The 15,636-nt window shown below is 74.2% G+C and carries 14 protein-coding genes; 11 read left to right on the top strand and 3 right to left on the bottom strand.

The annotated features are described in order from the left end of the window. Window positions 1-27: 27 nt before the first annotated feature. From IF651_RS17355 to IF651_RS03505, 4 genes are read left to right on the top strand one after another with little or no spacing between them, the layout of a single operon-like run. A complete protein-coding gene (locus IF651_RS17355) occupies window positions 28-2,649 on the top strand; it encodes a VanW family protein (protein ID WP_206715104.1) in 2,622 nt (873 codons plus the stop codon). Continuing rightward, window positions 2,646-3,578, top strand: coding sequence for an ACT domain-containing protein (locus IF651_RS03515; protein ID WP_338403751.1), 933 nt, complete (start codon window positions 2,646-2,648; stop codon window positions 3,576-3,578). Before IF651_RS17355 ends, IF651_RS03515 begins: the two co-directional genes overlap by 4 nt. Next, entirely contained in the window at window positions 3,575-4,531 is a 957-nt protein-coding gene (locus IF651_RS03510; protein WP_191827702.1) for a prephenate dehydratase domain-containing protein, read from the top strand. Before IF651_RS03515 ends, IF651_RS03510 begins: the two co-directional genes overlap by 4 nt. Beyond that, window positions 4,528-5,490 (top strand): prephenate dehydrogenase, encoded by a 963-nt coding sequence (locus tag IF651_RS03505; protein ID WP_338403750.1) that lies wholly within the window; start codon window positions 4,528-4,530, stop codon window positions 5,488-5,490. Before IF651_RS03510 ends, IF651_RS03505 begins: the two co-directional genes overlap by 4 nt. 53 nt (window positions 5,491-5,543) lie before the next feature. On the opposite strand, the gene IF651_RS03500 is transcribed toward IF651_RS03505, so the two are convergent. Beyond that, entirely contained in the window at window positions 5,544-5,870 is a 327-nt protein-coding gene (locus tag IF651_RS03500; RefSeq protein WP_191827902.1) for a hypothetical protein, read from the bottom strand. 128 nt (window positions 5,871-5,998) lie between these two features. On the opposite strand from IF651_RS03500, the gene fdxA reads away from it, so the two are divergent. From fdxA to IF651_RS03485, 3 genes are all read left to right on the top strand, one after another. After that, complete coding sequence (fdxA, locus tag IF651_RS03495) at window positions 5,999-6,316, top strand: ferredoxin (protein ID WP_191827700.1); 318 nt, start codon at window positions 5,999-6,001, stop codon at window positions 6,314-6,316. A 31-nt stretch (window positions 6,317-6,347) separates the two neighbouring features. Continuing rightward, complete coding sequence (gene dapC / locus IF651_RS03490) at window positions 6,348-7,502, top strand: succinyldiaminopimelate transaminase (protein WP_191827699.1); 1,155 nt, start codon at window positions 6,348-6,350, stop codon at window positions 7,500-7,502. A 128-nt stretch (window positions 7,503-7,630) separates the two neighbouring features. Next, window positions 7,631-8,929 carry a citrate synthase gene (locus IF651_RS03485; RefSeq protein WP_191827698.1) on the top strand — a complete coding sequence of 433 codons (1,299 nt, stop codon included), beginning with the start codon at window positions 7,631-7,633 and terminating at the stop codon, window positions 8,927-8,929. Window positions 8,930-9,133: 204 nt separating this feature from the next. Here the strand turns inward: IF651_RS03485 and IF651_RS03480 are convergent, their stop codons facing one another. Together IF651_RS03480 and dapD are read right to left on the bottom strand one after the other, a co-directional pair. Next, on the bottom strand, window positions 9,134-10,108 hold the full coding sequence (locus tag IF651_RS03480) for a hypothetical protein (RefSeq protein ID WP_422110438.1): 975 nt from the start codon (window positions 10,106-10,108) through the stop codon (window positions 9,134-9,136). A 52-nt stretch (window positions 10,109-10,160) separates the two neighbouring features. Next, the gene (gene dapD / locus IF651_RS03475) at window positions 10,161-11,153 is read right to left on the bottom strand and encodes a 2,3,4,5-tetrahydropyridine-2,6-dicarboxylate N-succinyltransferase (RefSeq protein WP_191827697.1); all 993 of its coding nucleotides are present in this window, start codon (window positions 11,151-11,153) and stop codon (window positions 10,161-10,163) included. A 36-nt stretch (window positions 11,154-11,189) separates the two neighbouring features. Here dapD and dapE point away from each other — a divergent pair, with 36 nt between their 5' ends. The 4 genes from dapE to IF651_RS03455 all read left to right on the top strand — a co-directional run bounded on the left by dapE (window position 11,190) and on the right by IF651_RS03455 (window position 15,460). Further along, on the top strand, window positions 11,190-12,332 hold the full coding sequence (gene dapE / locus IF651_RS03470) for a succinyl-diaminopimelate desuccinylase (RefSeq protein ID WP_422110437.1): 1,143 nt from the start codon (window positions 11,190-11,192) through the stop codon (window positions 12,330-12,332). 9 nt (window positions 12,333-12,341) lie between these two features. Next, window positions 12,342-13,178 carry an LOG family protein gene (locus tag IF651_RS03465; protein WP_191827696.1) on the top strand — a complete coding sequence of 279 codons (837 nt, stop codon included), beginning with the start codon at window positions 12,342-12,344 and terminating at the stop codon, window positions 13,176-13,178. A 99-nt stretch (window positions 13,179-13,277) separates the two neighbouring features. After that, on the top strand, window positions 13,278-14,195 hold the full coding sequence (gene folP / locus IF651_RS03460) for a dihydropteroate synthase (protein ID WP_241744098.1): 918 nt from the start codon (window positions 13,278-13,280) through the stop codon (window positions 14,193-14,195). Next, complete coding sequence (locus tag IF651_RS03455; RefSeq protein ID WP_191827695.1) at window positions 14,192-15,460, top strand: hypothetical protein; 1,269 nt, start codon at window positions 14,192-14,194, stop codon at window positions 15,458-15,460. Before folP ends, IF651_RS03455 begins: the two co-directional genes overlap by 4 nt. Window positions 15,461-15,636: the final 176 nt, after the last annotated feature.

Below are 15,636 nucleotides of genomic sequence, written 5' to 3'. Positions count from 1 at the left end.
GCGCGCCCTTCGTCACGGAGACAGTGGATGGGTCAGCCGACCGACCGAGACAACGAGCCCGACCCCGCCGAGCAGGACGCGCCGGGGCACCTCGGTGACGACGAGACGACGGCGCCGCCGCAGGCGGGGTCGGCCGAGCCGGGCGAGCGGGTTCCCGCCGCAGCGCAGACCACCGAACCGGCACCCGGTACGCAGGCCCCGGGCGACGACGGGGCGACCGGCGACCGCACGTCGCCATCGCGGCCCGACGCCGCATCCTCGGGAGGCGGGGAGCCACCGCCCGGTCCGGGCGACCCGGAGGAGCCGACGACCGCGGACGGCGGGGCCGATCCCGCCGCCGCGGCGGACGAGTCCGTCGAGCCGGGCACGGCGGCGGAGCCGGGCACGGCTGCTGGACCGGACACGGCCGTCGGGCCGGTCGTGGGAGCCGACCCGGAGGTCCCGGGCGAGCCGGATGGTTCTGCATCGCCCGGCTCGAGCGACGCGTCGGAGCCGGCCGACCCCGACGCGGACGACGAGACCCCGTACGTGCCGCGCGTCTTCGCGTTCGGCGCGGACGAGCCGGCGGTGGAGGGTGCCGCCGCCGCCGAGGCGGAGTCCGCGAACCAGAGTGCGGACCGGCCCTCGGGCCCGTCGACCGACGCGCAGGTGGCGCAGCCCGAGCCTGCTCTCGAGCAGGCGAACCCGGGCGAGGACGACACCGCGGTGATCGCCCCGGTGAGCGCCGAGCCCTGGGTGCGACCCGAGAGCACGGTCGGGTCGTCGACCCCCGCGCCTCCGAGCACCGCCCTTCCGGCCACCGTTCCCGAGGTGCCGGCGTCGAGCGGGCCTGCAGGCCCGCACGACGCCCCGACCGCGAGGCTCGACCCGGTGCCGGCCGCGAGCGCACCGCCGGTCGGCCCCGAGGCGGCCGCGGCCGGGTTTACCCCGGTGCCCCCCGACGACTCGCGCGACGCGTCGGTGTTCGAGGGGTTCGACGACGGTGCGCCGCGCCACGGCTGGGTCCGCGGGCTCGTGTGGACGGGACTCGCGGTCCTGGTCCTCGGTGGTCTGTACACCGGTGCGCAGTGGTTCTACTCGGACAAGGTGCCGACCGGCACCACGGTGGCCGGCGTCGACGTCGGGGGGATGACGGGCGACGCCGCCGAGGACGAGCTGGCGAGCACGGTCGGTGCCCGCGCGGCGGAGCCGGTCGACCTGACGGCGGGCGACTCCGGGACGACGATGGACCCGGCAGCGGCGGGCCTCGCGTTCGACGCGCACGCCACGGCGCAGGAGCTCACCGCCTTCTCGATGAACCCCTCGCGCCTGTGGCAGCACCTGTTCGGCGGCGAGGCGGCCGACCCGGTGGTCACGGTCGACGACACGGTGCTCGACGAGCAGGTCGAGACCTTGCACGGCAGCCTCGACGTGGCTGCGGTCGACGGCACCGTGCAGTTCGTCGACGGTGCGCCGAGCGCGACCGACGCCGCCGACGGCGCGGCGCTCGTCACCGACGAGGCGGCGGACCGGATCGTCGCGGGGTGGCTCGTCACCGACGGCGCGATCGACCTGCCGACCGAACCCGTCGCTCCCGAGATCACGCAGGAGGAGACGGACGCGGCGCTCGAGCAGGCGCAGACGGTGGTCTCCGCCCCCGTCGTGGTGTCCGTCGGCGGGCAGGACCCGGAGCTTCCGGCCGAGGTCGTCGCGGGTGCGGCGTCGTACCCGGCCGCCGACGGCGAGCTGGCCCTCTCGCTCGACGGACCGACCCTCGTCGAGGCGGTCGTCGACCGGACGAACGACCTGCTCACGACCGCCGACGACGCGCACTTCGTCTTCTCGGGCGGCAAGCCCGTGATCGAGGGTGGCGAGCCGGGCACGACGATCGATCCGGACGCGCTCGCGGCCGCAGTCGGCGAGGCGGCGACGAGCGACGAGCGGACCGCGGACGTCGAGCTCACCGAGTCCGATCCCGAGCAGTCGCGGGAGGCGCTGGAGGAGCTCGGCGTCAAGGAGAAGATCTCGGAGTTCGCCACCCCGCTCACCAACGACGCGGTCCGTACCGACAACCTGCGCGTCGGCGCGAGCAAGGTCGACGAGACGCTCGTGCTCCCGGGCGAGACCTTCTCGTTGATCGACACCCTGTCACCGATCACGATCGCCGGGGGCTACCACGCGTCGGGCATCGTGCAGGACGGAAAGCACACCGAGGGCGTGGGCGGCGGGCTCTCGCAGATGGCGACCACGACCTACAACGCCGGCTTCTTCGCCGGTCTCGAGGACGTCGAGCACCGCCAGCACAGCTACTGGTTCACGCGGTACCCGGCGGGTCGCGAGGCGACGATCTACGTCGGCGCGCTCGACATGAGGTTCAAGAACGACACCCCGTACGGTGTGCTCATGCAGTCGTGGGTGTCCGGTGGTCAGCTGCACGTCGCGACCTGGAGCACGAAGTACTACGAGGTCGAGACTTCCGCGAGCCCGAAGACGAACGTCGTCCCGACCACCACGGTGACCCACAAGGGCAGCGACTGCGAGCCGATCCCGGCCGGCAACCCAGGGTTCTCCATCACGAACTACCGCAAGGTCTACCTGGACGGGGATCTCGTCAAGGACGAGGCGGACCACTGGACCTACAAGCCGGACAACGAGGTGGTCTGCGAGTGACCGAGCAGAACGGGATGTCGCGCGGCCGCATGCTGGGGCGCACCGAGCGGGAGTCCGGCGCACAGGCGCTGCTCGCCGCGACCGGGGCCGGGTGGACCGGTGCCGACGCCGCCGGGGCGGAGGCGCTGCTCGACCTCGGTTCGACGTCGGCCACCCTGTCGACGGTCGCGAGCATCGAGGGGCTCGCGGCAGTCGTCCACCTGGGTCACCCGGCGCAGCCCTCCCACGACCTCGAGCGGGCGCTGCTCGCCGCGCCGCCCAGCGTGGTGCTGACCGACGCCGCCGCCGTGGAGGCGCAGTGGGTGTGGGTCGGACGGACCGGCGACCGCGAGCTCACCGGGCACGTCGTCGTCGACGAGGCGGGCGTCCGCGACCGGCGGCACGCGCTGCGGACCATGGGGATCAGCCCGCGCCTCGTCCCCGGCCGCATGACGGTCGCGGAGCGCGTCGCGCTCGCGGGCGCCGACGGGAGCCTCGTGGTCGAGGCGTCCGTCGCCGCCGACGAGCTCGCGCCGCTCGGGTTCGTCGAGCTCTCGGGCAGCGAGACCCTGCGCGACGGTGCGCCCGTCTGGTACGGGCTGCTCGAGTCGCGCGACCCGGCTCCCCGGTCCGAGGGGACGGCGCAGGTGTGGCTCGCCTTCGGCCCGCGCGACGACCACCGGGGCTCCCTGCAGCAGACGCTCGGCGTCGTGGCGGAGCACGGGGTCGACCTCCAGCACCTGCGCAGCCACCGCTCCCAGGCCGGGCCGCACATCTTCTTCACGTCCTTCTCGTGCCCCGACGCGGGCACGCTCGACGCCCTGGTCCGGAGCCTCGCGGAGCGAGGCGTGTCCCACCGCGTGCTCGCGGTGCTGCCCGGGCGGGACTTCGTCCCCGGTCCCGACGCGCTCGCACCGCGCTGGGACGTCGGCGAGCAGCAGGCACCGTGACCCGCGTCGGGTACCTCGGTCCGGAGGGGACGTTCACCCACCAGGCAGCCGCCGAGTGGGCCCGCGCCGGAGCGGGCACGCAGGCCGCGACGGGGGAGCTCGTCGCGCTCCCCACCGTGACCGACGTGTTCGCCGGGGTCGCGAGCGGCGCGCAGGAGCGCGGCGTGGTGGCGATCGAGAACACCGTCGAGGGCTACGTGGTCCCGTCCCTCGACGCGATCGTGGGGAGCCCCGACGTCGTCGCGGTGGACGAGGTCGTGCTCGACGTCTCCTTCGACGCCTTCGTCCGCGACGGCCGTGGCGAGCTGGTCGAGGTGAGCGCGCACCCGCACGGTCTCGCACAGTGCCAGGGCTTCGTCGCGCGCACGGGGCTGCGCGCCGTCCCCGCCGCCTCGAACGCCGCAGCGTGCCGCGACGTGACGGACCGGCAGGTCGCGCTCGGTCCCGCGATCTGCGGGCCCCTCTACGGGCTGCAGACGTACGAGCGGGCGGTGGAGGACTTCCACGGCGCCCGGACGCGCTTCCTCGTGCTCGCGCCGCGCTCGGTCGCGCCGTCCGTGCTGAGCCCCGCGCGGGGGACCGCCGTCACCTGGCGCACGATGCTCGCGGTGACGCCCGTCGTGACCGGGCCCGGCGTGCTCGCCCGCATCACGCGGACGTTCGGCGAGCGCGCCGTCAACATGTCGAGCCTGATCACCCGACCGCTCAAGGCGGTCGAGGGAACGTACGTCTTCGTCGTCACGCTCGACGGTGCACCCTGGGCGCCGACGGTGCGCGACGCCCTGGGCGACCTGCTGCGCGCGGGCGACTCGCTCAAGACGCTCGGCGTGATGCCGACCCGCGGTGAGCTGGACGAGTCCGTGCACGCCGACGTCGACGCCGCGCACGTCCCCGTCGCCGGGGTCGACGCGTCGTCGTCGGCCACCGTGCTCGAGCGAGGTCTGCTGTGGTGAGCGTCGGGGTCCTCGGCCTCGGTCTCGTCGGCGGGTCGGTCGCGCGCGCCCTCCGGCGCGCCGGGGTGGACGTCGTCGGGTTCGACGCCGTCCCCGCGACCCGGGTCGCGGCGCGCGCCGCAGGGCTCTCGGTGACCGACGACGTGGCGAGCCTGTGCCGGACCGCACCGGACGTCCTCGTCCTCGCGGTGCCGCTGCGTGCCGTGCGGCCCGTCGCCGCGGAGGTCGCCCGGCACGTCGGCGGTCCGACCGTCGTGACCGACGTGGGCAGCGTCAAGTCGGCCGTGCGGGACGCCGTGGAGGCAGCGGGACTCGGCGAGCGGTACGTGGGCGCGCACCCGATGGCCGGCACGGAGCGGTCGGGGTTCGCCGCGTCGAGCGAGGACCTGCTCGACGGCGCCCACTGGGCCGTCACCGTCGGACCGACGACTCGTGCGGACGCGCTCGTGCGCGTGCTGGGACTCCTCACCGGGGCGCTCGGCGGCACGGTCCACGTGCTGACCGACGAGGTGCACGACGAGGCCGCCGCCCTGGTCAGCCACGTCCCGCACGTCCTGGCGACCGAGCTGCTGGGCGTCGTCGCCGACGCGCCGGTGCGCGACGTGGCGCTCGCGCTCGCGGCAGGCAGCTTCCGCGACACCACGCGCGTCGCCCGGACCGACGCGCGGCGCACCGAGGCCATGGTGACCGACAACGCGGCCTGGGTCGCCGCCGGCCTGCGGGTCGTGGTGCGCGACCTGGAGCGGCTGGCCCTCGCGCTCGAGACGAACGCGGGCGTCGCCCCGTTCTTCGACCGGCCCGACCCGGTGCGGCAGGTCGTGCGGCCCGACAGCACCCACCGCACCGAGCACCGGGTCGTGCTGGACGAGCAGGGGGAGTGGCGGACGACGCTCACCGGGCTGGGTGCCCGCGGTGCCGTCGTCGTGCGGGTGCAGGACGACGCGGTCCACGTCGTCTGAGCCGCCCGGGGCCGGTGGTCGGGGGCCAGCCGCCCGGAACCCGGGCGATCGCGTCAGCGGTCGTCCGCCGTACGGCCGCCGGCCGGGCGCCGCACCGGTCGGGGCGGCACGATCTTGCCGCCGACGATCCGGTCGACCGGGACGACCACGACCTCGCCGCGCGTGTCCCGGGCGCCGTGCCCGGCGTGCGGGAGGTGCCCCGCGCGCCCCGCGTCGCGACGCAGCACGAGCTCGCGCTCGTCGGCGCCGAGCACGATCCCGATGACGTCGGTCAGGGGCTCGCCGGAGGCAGGGACCTCGTGGTCCTCGAGCCGACGTCGGACGACGACACGGGTCCCGGGAGGCCACGACGTCCAGGGCCGTGCGTGCTCGTCGGTCATGTCACGTTCGTCCACGGGTTGGTCCTCGGTGGTCGAGCACCGCCCGACCTGAGCGATACTAGTCGTGCACACCCGTGCGGGCCCCGCGCCCGCAGCATCCACACCCCCGTCAGGAAGGTGCCCGCGTCGTGACCTACGTGATCGCCCAGCCGTGCGTCGACGTCAAGGACAAGGCGTGCATCGAGGAATGCCCTGTCGACTGCATCTACGAGGGGAAGCGGTCGCTGTACATCCACCCGGACGAGTGCGTGGACTGCGGCGCGTGCGAGCCCGTGTGCCCGGTCGAGGCGATCTACTACGAGGACGACGTCCCCGGCGAGTGGAGCGACTACTACCGCGCGAACGTCGAGTACTTCAACGATCTCGGCTCCCCGGGCGGCGCCGCGAAGATGGGTCTCATCGACAAGGACGACCCGATGATCGCGGCCCTGCCTCCGCAGGCCTGATCCCGGCCCGCGCTCCTCGGACCGCCACGTCATGGGACTCGCCGACCTCTCGGGGCTCGCCTACCCCTGGGACACGCTCGCCCCGTACCTCGAGCGGGCTCGCGCGCACCCGAGGGGCATGGTGGACCTCTCCGTCGGCACGCCCGTCGACCCGACGCCCGCCGTCGTCCGCGACGCGCTGGCGGCGGCGTCCGACGCCCCGGGCTACCCGACGACGCACGGCACGCCCGCGCTCCGGGAGGCCGTGACCGGGTGGTTCGCGCGCCGTCGAGGCGTGCCGGACCTGCACCCGGACGCCGTCCTGCCGACCATCGGCAGCAAGGAGCTCGTCGGTCTCCTGCCCGCGCTCCTGCACCTCGGCCCGGGCGACGTCGTCGTGCACCCCCGGACCGCCTACCCCACGTACGACGTCGGGGCTCGGCTCGCGGGGGCGTCGGCTCTGGCCACGGACGACGTCGACGAGTGGGCCGGGCGCGCGGACGTCCGCCTGGTCTGGGTCAACTCCCCGAGCAACCCCACCGGGCGGGTCCTCGACGCGGCGCACCTGGCCCGGGTGGTCGCCGCGGCCAGGAGCATCGGCGCGGTGGTGGCGAGCGACGAGTGCTATGCCGAGCTCGCCTGGGCCGAGCCGTACGCCTCGACGGGGGTGCCGAGCCTCCTCGACCCGACCGTGTGCGGCGGGACGCACGAGGGGCTGCTCGTGACGTACTCCCTCTCCAAGCAGTCCAACGTCGCCGGCTACCGGGCCGCGTTCGTCGCCGGCGACGCGGCGCTCGTCGCGGACCTGCTCGCGACACGCAAGCACCTCGGCATGATCGTCCCCGCACCGGTGCAGGCCGCGATGGTCGCGGCGCTGGGCGACGACGCCCACGTCGCGGCACAGCGCGAGGTGTACGCCCGGCGCCGGGACGCGCTCCTGGTCGGCCTGGACGCCGCCGGACTGGCCGTCGACGACAGCGAGGCCGGGCTCTACCTGTGGAGCCGGCGCGCGGCCGGCGGGGGCCGCTCCGAGGCGGGTGATCCGGACGAGTCCTGCTGGCAGGTCGTGTCCGGGCTCGCCGAGCTGGGGATCCTGGTCGGTCCCGGGACGTTCTACGGATCCGCCGGGAACGCGCACGTGCGGGTCGCTCTCACCGCGACCGACGAGCGCGTGCACGAGGCGACGAGGCGACTGTCCACGGGGTGAGAATTGCCTGTGACGTGCCTCACAGGCATGTGGGGTTCTGGTGAGAGTTCAGGATTGGTCACGTGCCGGTCGGGCGGGGTACGGTCGAGCGCGCGACAACGGCGCGCGAGCAGGACAGGAAGGGAACCATGACCACCACACAGCAGGCGACGGTCCGCCTCCTCGTCGACGACCAGGCGCAGGACCTGCCCGTGGTCGCGGCTTCCGAGGGCAACGACGGCATCGTCGTGTCCTCGCTCCTGAAGACCACCGGTCTGGTGACCGTGGATCCCGGCTTCACCAACACGGCGTCGTGCGAGTCGAGCATCACCTACATCGACGGCGACGCCGGGATCCTGCGCTACCGCGGCTACCCGATCGAGCAGCTCGCCGAGCAGTCCAGCTTTCTCGAGGTCGCGTACCTGCTGATCCACGGTGCGCTGCCGGACGCCGCTGCCCTCGACGCGTTCGTCGAGCGCGTGAACCGCCACACGTTCGTCCACGAGGACTTCCGCACGTTCATGGGGACGTTCCCCCGCGACGGGCACCCGATGGCGGTGCTCGCGTCCGCGATCAACGCGCTGTCCACGTTCTACCCCGAGTCGCTCGACCCGCGGGACCCGGAGACCGTCGAGCTCGCGACGGTGCTGCTGCTCGCCAAGACCCGCACCATCACGTCGTACCTGCACCGCCGTCGGGCGGGAGAGCCGCTGCTGTACCCCGACTACTCGCGCGGCTACGTCGACGACTTCCTGCGCATGACGTTCGCGACGCCGTACCAGCAGTACGAGGCCGACCCCGTCGTGGTCGACGCGCTCGACAAGCTCCTCATCCTGCACGCCGACCACGAGCAGAACTGCTCCACGTCGACGGTCCGGGTCGTCGGTTCGTCGAACGCGAACCTCTACGCCTCGGTCGCCGCGGGCGTCAACGCACTCTCCGGGCCCTCCCACGGCGGCGCGAACGAGGCCGTCCTCGCCATGCTCACCGAGATCCAGGGCAGCGACTTCGACGTGGACACGTTCATGACCAAGGTCAAGAACAAGGAGGACGGCGTCCGCCTCATGGGCTTCGGCCACCGCGTCTACAAGAGCTACGACCCGCGCGCGGCCATCGTCAAGAAGTCCGCCGACGCCGTGCTGTCGAGCCTCGGCAAGAACGACGAGCTGCTGGACATCGCGCTGCGCCTCGAGGAGATCGCGCTCAACGACGACTACTTCGTCGAGCGCAAGCTCTACCCGAACGTCGACTTCTACACCGGCCTCATCTACAAGGCGATGGGCTTCTCGCCCGCCATGTTCACGCCGCTCTTCGCGCTCGGCCGCATGCCGGGCTGGATCGCCCAGTGGCGCGAGATGGTGAACGACCCGCAGACCAAGATCGGGCGTCCGCGCCAGATCTACACGGGTGAGACCGAGCGGGACTACGTGCCCGTCGCGTCGCGCTGAGCCGTCCTTCTCGGCCCCGGCACCCTCGGGTGTCGGGGCCGAGGTCTGTCCGCGCAGGTTCGGCGCCGGCGTCCCCTGCGGCTGGGTGCGGGACCGAGGGGAGCGCGCGCGGTCTCCATCCGCGGACCTCGTTCCTCGGACCGCTCCCGCCAGGCCCGCCACGACCGCGCGCGCTCCCCTCGGTCCCGCGGCCGGTGCGTCATCTCAGTCCTCGGGTGGCGTCGCGACCGTGATCTCGACCGTGCCCGGCTCCGGGCGCGGTGCCGCGTCGTCGTTGGCCAGCTCGGTCCAGGTGGCGCTCTCGCGGGTCCAGCGCTGGTCGGCCACCTCTACCGCGACCGTGTTCGTCGCGTCCGCCGTCGCCACGGCCCACTGGGCGACCGACCAGGCCGCGCGCTCGGCGCCGCCGTCGCCCGTGGCCGTCGGGAGGAGCGTGGCGTCGACCGTGACGGTGCCCGGGGTCGCGGCGTCAGGTCCGGCCACGGGCAGGTCGCCCAGGTCCCGGGCGATGCGCGCGGTCAGGGCCGCCGTCGGGTCGTCGTCGGCCGCGGAGAGCTCGTCGTCGGGGACGGGGGCGAGCTCGCACGTGAGCATCGCGGGGGAGTAGCCGGTCAGGGCGGAGGCCCACGCGCGGGACAACGACTCGTGCTGGGCGTACGCCTCGGGGAACGCGGAGCGTTGCACGGCCTGCGCGGCGACCGTGACCTCCATGTCCTCGTAGCCGTCGACGGTCGCGAGGACGTCGTAGAAGGCGTTCGTGGAGTAGACGGGGTCCATGATCTGCTCGACCGAGCCCCAGCCCTGGGACGGGCGCTGCTGGAACAGCCCGACCGAGTCCCGGTCGCCGTAGTCGATGTTGACGAGGCGTGACTCCTGCAGGGCCGTGGCCAGCCCGATCGTGGTCGCCCGTGCGGGCAGGTCGCGGCGCGCGGCGGCACCCGCGACCAGCGCCGCGTTGTCGGCCTGCTCGACCGAGAGGTACCACGTCTGCCCGTCGACGGTCGCCGCGCAGCGCTCGGAGACCGGCCCGGGCCCGTCGTCGAGGCGGTCCAGCGCGACCACGACGCCACCGACCGCGACGGCTGTCACCAGGAGGAAGGTGACCGCCGTGCGCAGCGGACGGCGGACCGGGCGCGAGGTGCGCGTCCGGACCCTGCGGTCCGTCGCCGGCGTCGGCATCTCGTCGGGGTCTCGTCGGCGACGTCCGGTCGGTGCTCGGGCGGTCTCGGCGTCAGTTCGCGTGCAGCGCGGTGTTGAGCTCGACGCCGACACCGCGGCGCTGGACCGCCTCGACGCCGCCGGTGAGCGAGTTGCGGCGGAAGAGCAGACCCGGACGTCCGGCGAGCTCGCGGGCCTTGACGACCAGGGGTGCTCCCGCGTCGTCGCTCACGCCCACGACCGTCACCTTGGTCCCGGCCGTGACGTAGAGGCCGGACTCGACGATGCAGTCGTCGCCGAGCGGTATCCCCAGGCCCGAGTTCGCGCCCAGGAGCGAGCGCTGCCCCACGGTGATGACCTCCGTGCCGCCCCCGGACAGCGTGCCCATGATCGAGGCACCGCCGCCGACGTCGGACCCGTCCCCCACGACGACGCCGGCCGAGATCCGGCCCTCGACCATCGAGGTGCCGAGCGTCCCCGCGTTGTAGTTGACGAAGCCCTCGTGCATGACCGTGGTGCCGGCGGCGAGGTGCGCGCCGAGGCGGACCCGGTCGGCGTCGGCGACGCGGACGCCCGTGGGGACGACGTAGTCGACCATGCGGGGGAACTTGTCGACCCCGTACACGGTGACGGGTCGCCCGGTGGCGCGCAGGCGGAGGCGCGTCTCCTCGAACCCGGCGACCGCGCACGGTCCGTGGCTCGTCCACACCACGTTGGACAGCACGCCGAAGATGCCCGCGAGCGCGAGGGCGTGCGGCACGACCAGACGGTGGGAGAGGAGATGGAGCCGCAGGTAGGCGTCGGCGGCGTCAGCCGGGTCCGTGTCCAGGTCGACCTCGGTGCGCACCACGCGCAGGTCCACCCCGCGCGCGTCGTCGTGACCGGTGAGCGCGTCGAGCGCGGCCGGCGACGTCGCGTCGCCCGGTGGGGCGCCGAGCGCCGGGGAGGGGTACCAGACGTCGAGGACGGTGCCGTCGTCGGTGACGGTCGCGAGGCCGAAGCCCCACGCCGTGCGCGGCTCGGAGGCGGTCGCCTGCCCGGCGGCCGCGGGGGTCGCAGAAGTCATGGCGCCTACCCTATCCGCCACCGGTAGGGTGCACGCGTGAGCACTCTCCCAGCCGCCCAGCCCCCTGCTGCGGGGAGCCCTCCCGCGCTGCACCTCGACGGGGACCTCGTCGCGCTGTTCCGCGCGGTGTGCGACATCCCGTCGGTGAGCGGTGACGAGCGGGCCCTCGCGGACGCCGTCGAGGCAGCTCTCCTCGAGTGCGCCCACCTCGAGGTGCACCGCGACCAGGACACGGTCGTCGCGCGGACGACGCTCGGCCGCGACCGGCGCGTCGTGGTCGCCGGGCACCTCGACACCGTGCCGCTGACGGACCCGCCGAACCTGCCGGTGCGTGTCGTGGGCGAGGGTGCGTACGCCGACGTCTGGGGTCGTGGGACGGTCGACATGAAGGGCGGGGTAGCGGTCCAGCTCGCGCTGGCCGCCGAGCTCGTGGAGCCCGCACAGGACGTGACCTGGGTCTTCTACGACAACGAGGAGGTCGCCGCCGACCGCAACGGCCTGGGGCGGCTGGCGCGCAACCGTCCCGACCTGCTGGAGGCGGACTTCGCAGTGCTCGGCGAGCCCACGGCCGCCGGTCTCGAGGGTGGCTGCAACGGCACGCTGCGCGCCGACGTCCGGGTGCCGGGGGTCGCGGCGCACTCCGCGCGCGCATGGGTGGGCAGCAACGCGATCCACGCCGCGCACGAGGTGCTCGACCGGCTCGCGGCGTACGCGCCGCAGGACGTCGAGGTCGAAGGGCTCGTCTTTCGCGAGGGGCTGAACGCCGTCGGCATCCGTGGCGGGGTCGCCGGGAACGTCGTGCCGGACGAGTGCGTGGTCACGGTCAACTACCGGTTCGCGCCGTCGCGCACTGTGGACGACGCCGTGGTGCACGTCCGGGACGTCTTCGCAGGCTTCGAGGTCACCGTCACCGATGCCGCGCCGGGCGCGCGACCCGGGCTCGACGACCCGCTCGCCGCCGACTTCGCGGCGTGCGTCCTGGCGGTCACGGGCGGGGCCCCCGCGCCGAAGTACGGCTGGACCGACGTCGCCCGCTTCGCCGAGCTCGGTGTCCCCGCCGTGAACTTCGGTCCCGGCGACCCGCTGCTCGCGCACAAGGACGACGAGCACTGCCCCGTCGGGGAGCTCACGCTCTGCCGCGACGCGTTGCGCGCGTGGCTCTCCGGTGCGCGGCCGTAGGCTCGGACCATGACCAGATCGACGACCGACGCGACGACCGACGAGGGGCTCGAGCAGTCCGGGTCGGGGTACCGCAAGGGTCCGGTGCTGCTGCGCGGGAGCCAGATCCCCCAGCAGACGACGGACCAGCGTCTCCTGGACTCCGGCGGCAGCGCCGACTGGGTCCACTCCGACCCGTGGCGCGTGATGCGCATCCAGAGCGAGTTCGTCGAGGGCTTCGGTGCCCTGGCCGAGCTCGGCTCCGCCGTGTCGGTCTTCGGCTCGGCGCGCACGCGCCCCGACCATCCCGACTACGCGCTCGCCCGGGACGTCGGGCGGCGCCTCGTGGCCGAGGGGTACGCGGTCATCACCGGCGGCGGTCCCGGCATCATGGAGGCGGCCAACCAGGGTGCCGCGGAGGCCGGGGGCACGTCGGTCGGCCTCGGGATCGAGCTGCCGTTCGAGCAGGGCATGAACCCGCACGTGAACCTCGGCGTGAACTTCCGCTACTTCTTCGCGCGCAAGACGATGTTCGTCAAGTACGCGCAGGGGTTCGTGGTCCTGCCCGGTGGGTTCGGCACGTTCGACGAGCTGTTCGAGGCGCTGACCCTGGTGCAGACGCACAAGATCACCGAGTTCCCCATCGCGCTCGTCGGGACGGACTACTGGGGCGGGCTCCTTGAGTGGGCGCGCACCGCCGTCGTGGACCGCGGCATGATCAGCCCGGACGACCTCGAGCTCCTGCACCTGACGGACGACGCCGCGGACGCCGTGGACTACGTGTGCGAGCGTGGCGCGCAGCTGCGTGCCGAGGAGGAGCGGGCGGCGGCCGAGCTCCAGGCCGCGCAGGACCGCGCCGCGCGCTGACCGGCCATCGTGACCGACGCGTCCCGCACGGAGCAGGAAGGGCCCGAGGGCCGCACGGGCTCCGCACCCACCACGGCGCGGAGCCGTCGTGAGGTCCTGCTGCCGCCGGCGACCGTACCGGCGCCGGGAACACCGCTGGTGCTGCGGGGCCGCGAGATCGACCGGCTCGCGGTGATGGCGATCGTCAACCGCACCGACGACTCGTTCTGGGCGGGCGCCCGGCAGCTCGACGACGACGCGGCGCTCGGCGCGGTGGCGCGCGCCGCGGACGAGGGCGCTCAGATCGTCGACATCGGCGGGGTGCGTGCCGGGGTCGGGCCCGAGGTGCCGCTCGCGCAGGAGATCCGGCGCGTCGTCCCGTTCGTCGCGCGCGTGCGCGACGAGTTCCCTGCCCTGCTCGTCAGCGTCGACACGTGGCGTTCCGAGGTCGCCCACGAGGCGGCGCTCGCGGGCGCGGACCTGATCAACGACACCTGGGCCGGGCACGACCCGCACCTCGTCGAGGTGGCGGGCGAGCACGGCGTCGGCGTCGTGTGCTCCCACACGGGCGGTGCGGTACCGCGCACCGACCCCTACCGGGTGGCCTACCCCGCCGGTCCGGGTGCGGCGGACCCGCGCGACGGCGTCGTGCAGGACGTCGTCGCGACGCTGCGGGACGCGGCCGAGAGGGCCGTCGCGTGCGGCGTCCCGCGCACGTCGGTGCTCGTGGACCCGACGCACGACTTCGGCAAGAACACGTGGCACTCGCTGCACCTCCTGCGTCGCACCGACGTCCTCGCCGGGCTCGGGTTCCCGCTGCTCGTCGCGCTGTCCCGCAAGGACTTCGTCGGCGAGACGCTCGACCTGCCTGCCGACGAGCGGCTCGAGGGCACGCTCGCGGCCACGGCGCTCGCTGCCTGGCAGGGCGCGCGGGTGTTCCGCGCGCACGACGTGCGCGCGACGCGGCGTGTCCTCGACCTGGTGGCCGCGGTCCGCGACGAGACGCCTCCCGCGCGCGCGGTGCGAGGCCTGGGGTGAGCAGCACGCCGGGGGACCGGGCCGCCGCCGAGGTGTCGCGGCCGGCAGGCGACCTGGCCCGGTCCGTGCCGCGCGTCGTACGGGGGCCGCGCCCGCGCGGCCCCCGCGCCTGGCCGTGGTGGGTCCAGACCCTCGTCGTGTACGGCCTCGCCCGGGCGGTGAGCGCCGCGATCCTCGTCGCCGTCTCCCGGGCCCAGGCCGAGAACCCGTGGACGGGTGCCGCGCCCCCGTACCTCGTGTACGTCGCCCGCATGTGGGACGCGAGCTGGTACGAGCAGGTCTGGGCGCACGGGTACCCCGCGGACCTCCCGGTCGGTGCGGACGGCCAGGTCCAGCAGAACGCGTGGGCGTTCTTCCCGCTCTTCCCGTTCCTGGTGCGGGCGCTCCACCTGGCCACCGGCGCCGGGTGGGACGTGCTCGCACCGACGGTCGCGCTCGTGTGCGGCGCAGGAGCCGTGCTGCTCGTCCATCGTCTCGTGGCGACCGCCGGACGGGCGGCGGTCGTCCGGCGGCCCGGCCTGCCGCTCGCCACCGTGCTGGTCGTCAGCGTCTTCCCCTCCAGCCCGGTGCTGCAGGTCGCCTACACGGAGTCGCTCGCGCTGCTCCTGGTCGCGGCGTCGCTGCTGCTCCTCTCGCGGTGCCGGTACGGCTGGACCGCGGTGACGGTCCTTCTGCTCGGGCTCGCCCGGGCCGTCGCGCTGCCGATGGCCGCGGTGGTGGTGTGGCACGCGTTCGTGCGCTGGCGCCGCGGGGAGCTGTCCCCGCGGGACGGCGTGCGCCTGGGCGGGCTGTTCGTCGTGGCCCTGGTCGCGGGGCTCGTGTGGCCGTGGGTCTGCACGCTCGTGACCGGGACGGACCAGGCCTACCTCCGCACGCAGGAGGCCTGGCGCTCAGGGGCCGCGGTGGTGCCGTTCCTCCCGTGGCTCGACGTCTCGCGCTGGCTGCTCGGCGGCGCGGGAGCCTGGTTGCTCGTCCTGCTCCTGCTCGCGGTCGCCGGGCTCGTGCTCAACCCGGTGGCTGCGCGACTGGGACCGGAGATGCAGGCGTGGGCGGGTGCGTACCTGGGGTACCTCGTGGCGACGATCCAGCCGGGGACCTCGCTCGTGCGGTTCCTGCTCCTGGCGTTCCCCCTCGGCGCCGTCGGCGTCGGGTGGACCCGCTCGCGGGCCTGGCTCGCGGTGGTGGTCCTCGTGGGCGTCGCAGGACAGGTGTGGTGGGTGTGGGAGCTGTGGCGACTGGTCCCGCCGTCCGGGTGGCCGCCGTGACCGGGCGGCGTCCGGGTCGTCCGACGGGTGACGGGTGCCCACGTCCGACCGGAACGAGCAGGTACGTACCCGCTCGTTCCGGTCGAACGTGGGCAGGCGTGAACTAGACTGTGCGCTGGCGTCGTCGGAGGTCGGACGCGCCGCGTGGAGTCGGACAACGGAATGGAGAGCCACCA

It is taken from the genome of Cellulosimicrobium arenosum (genome assembly GCF_014837295.1).
Classification (GTDB): domain Bacteria; phylum Actinomycetota; class Actinomycetes; order Actinomycetales; family Cellulomonadaceae; genus Cellulosimicrobium; species Cellulosimicrobium arenosum.
This window is presented reverse-complemented; position numbering and strand designations above follow the sequence as displayed.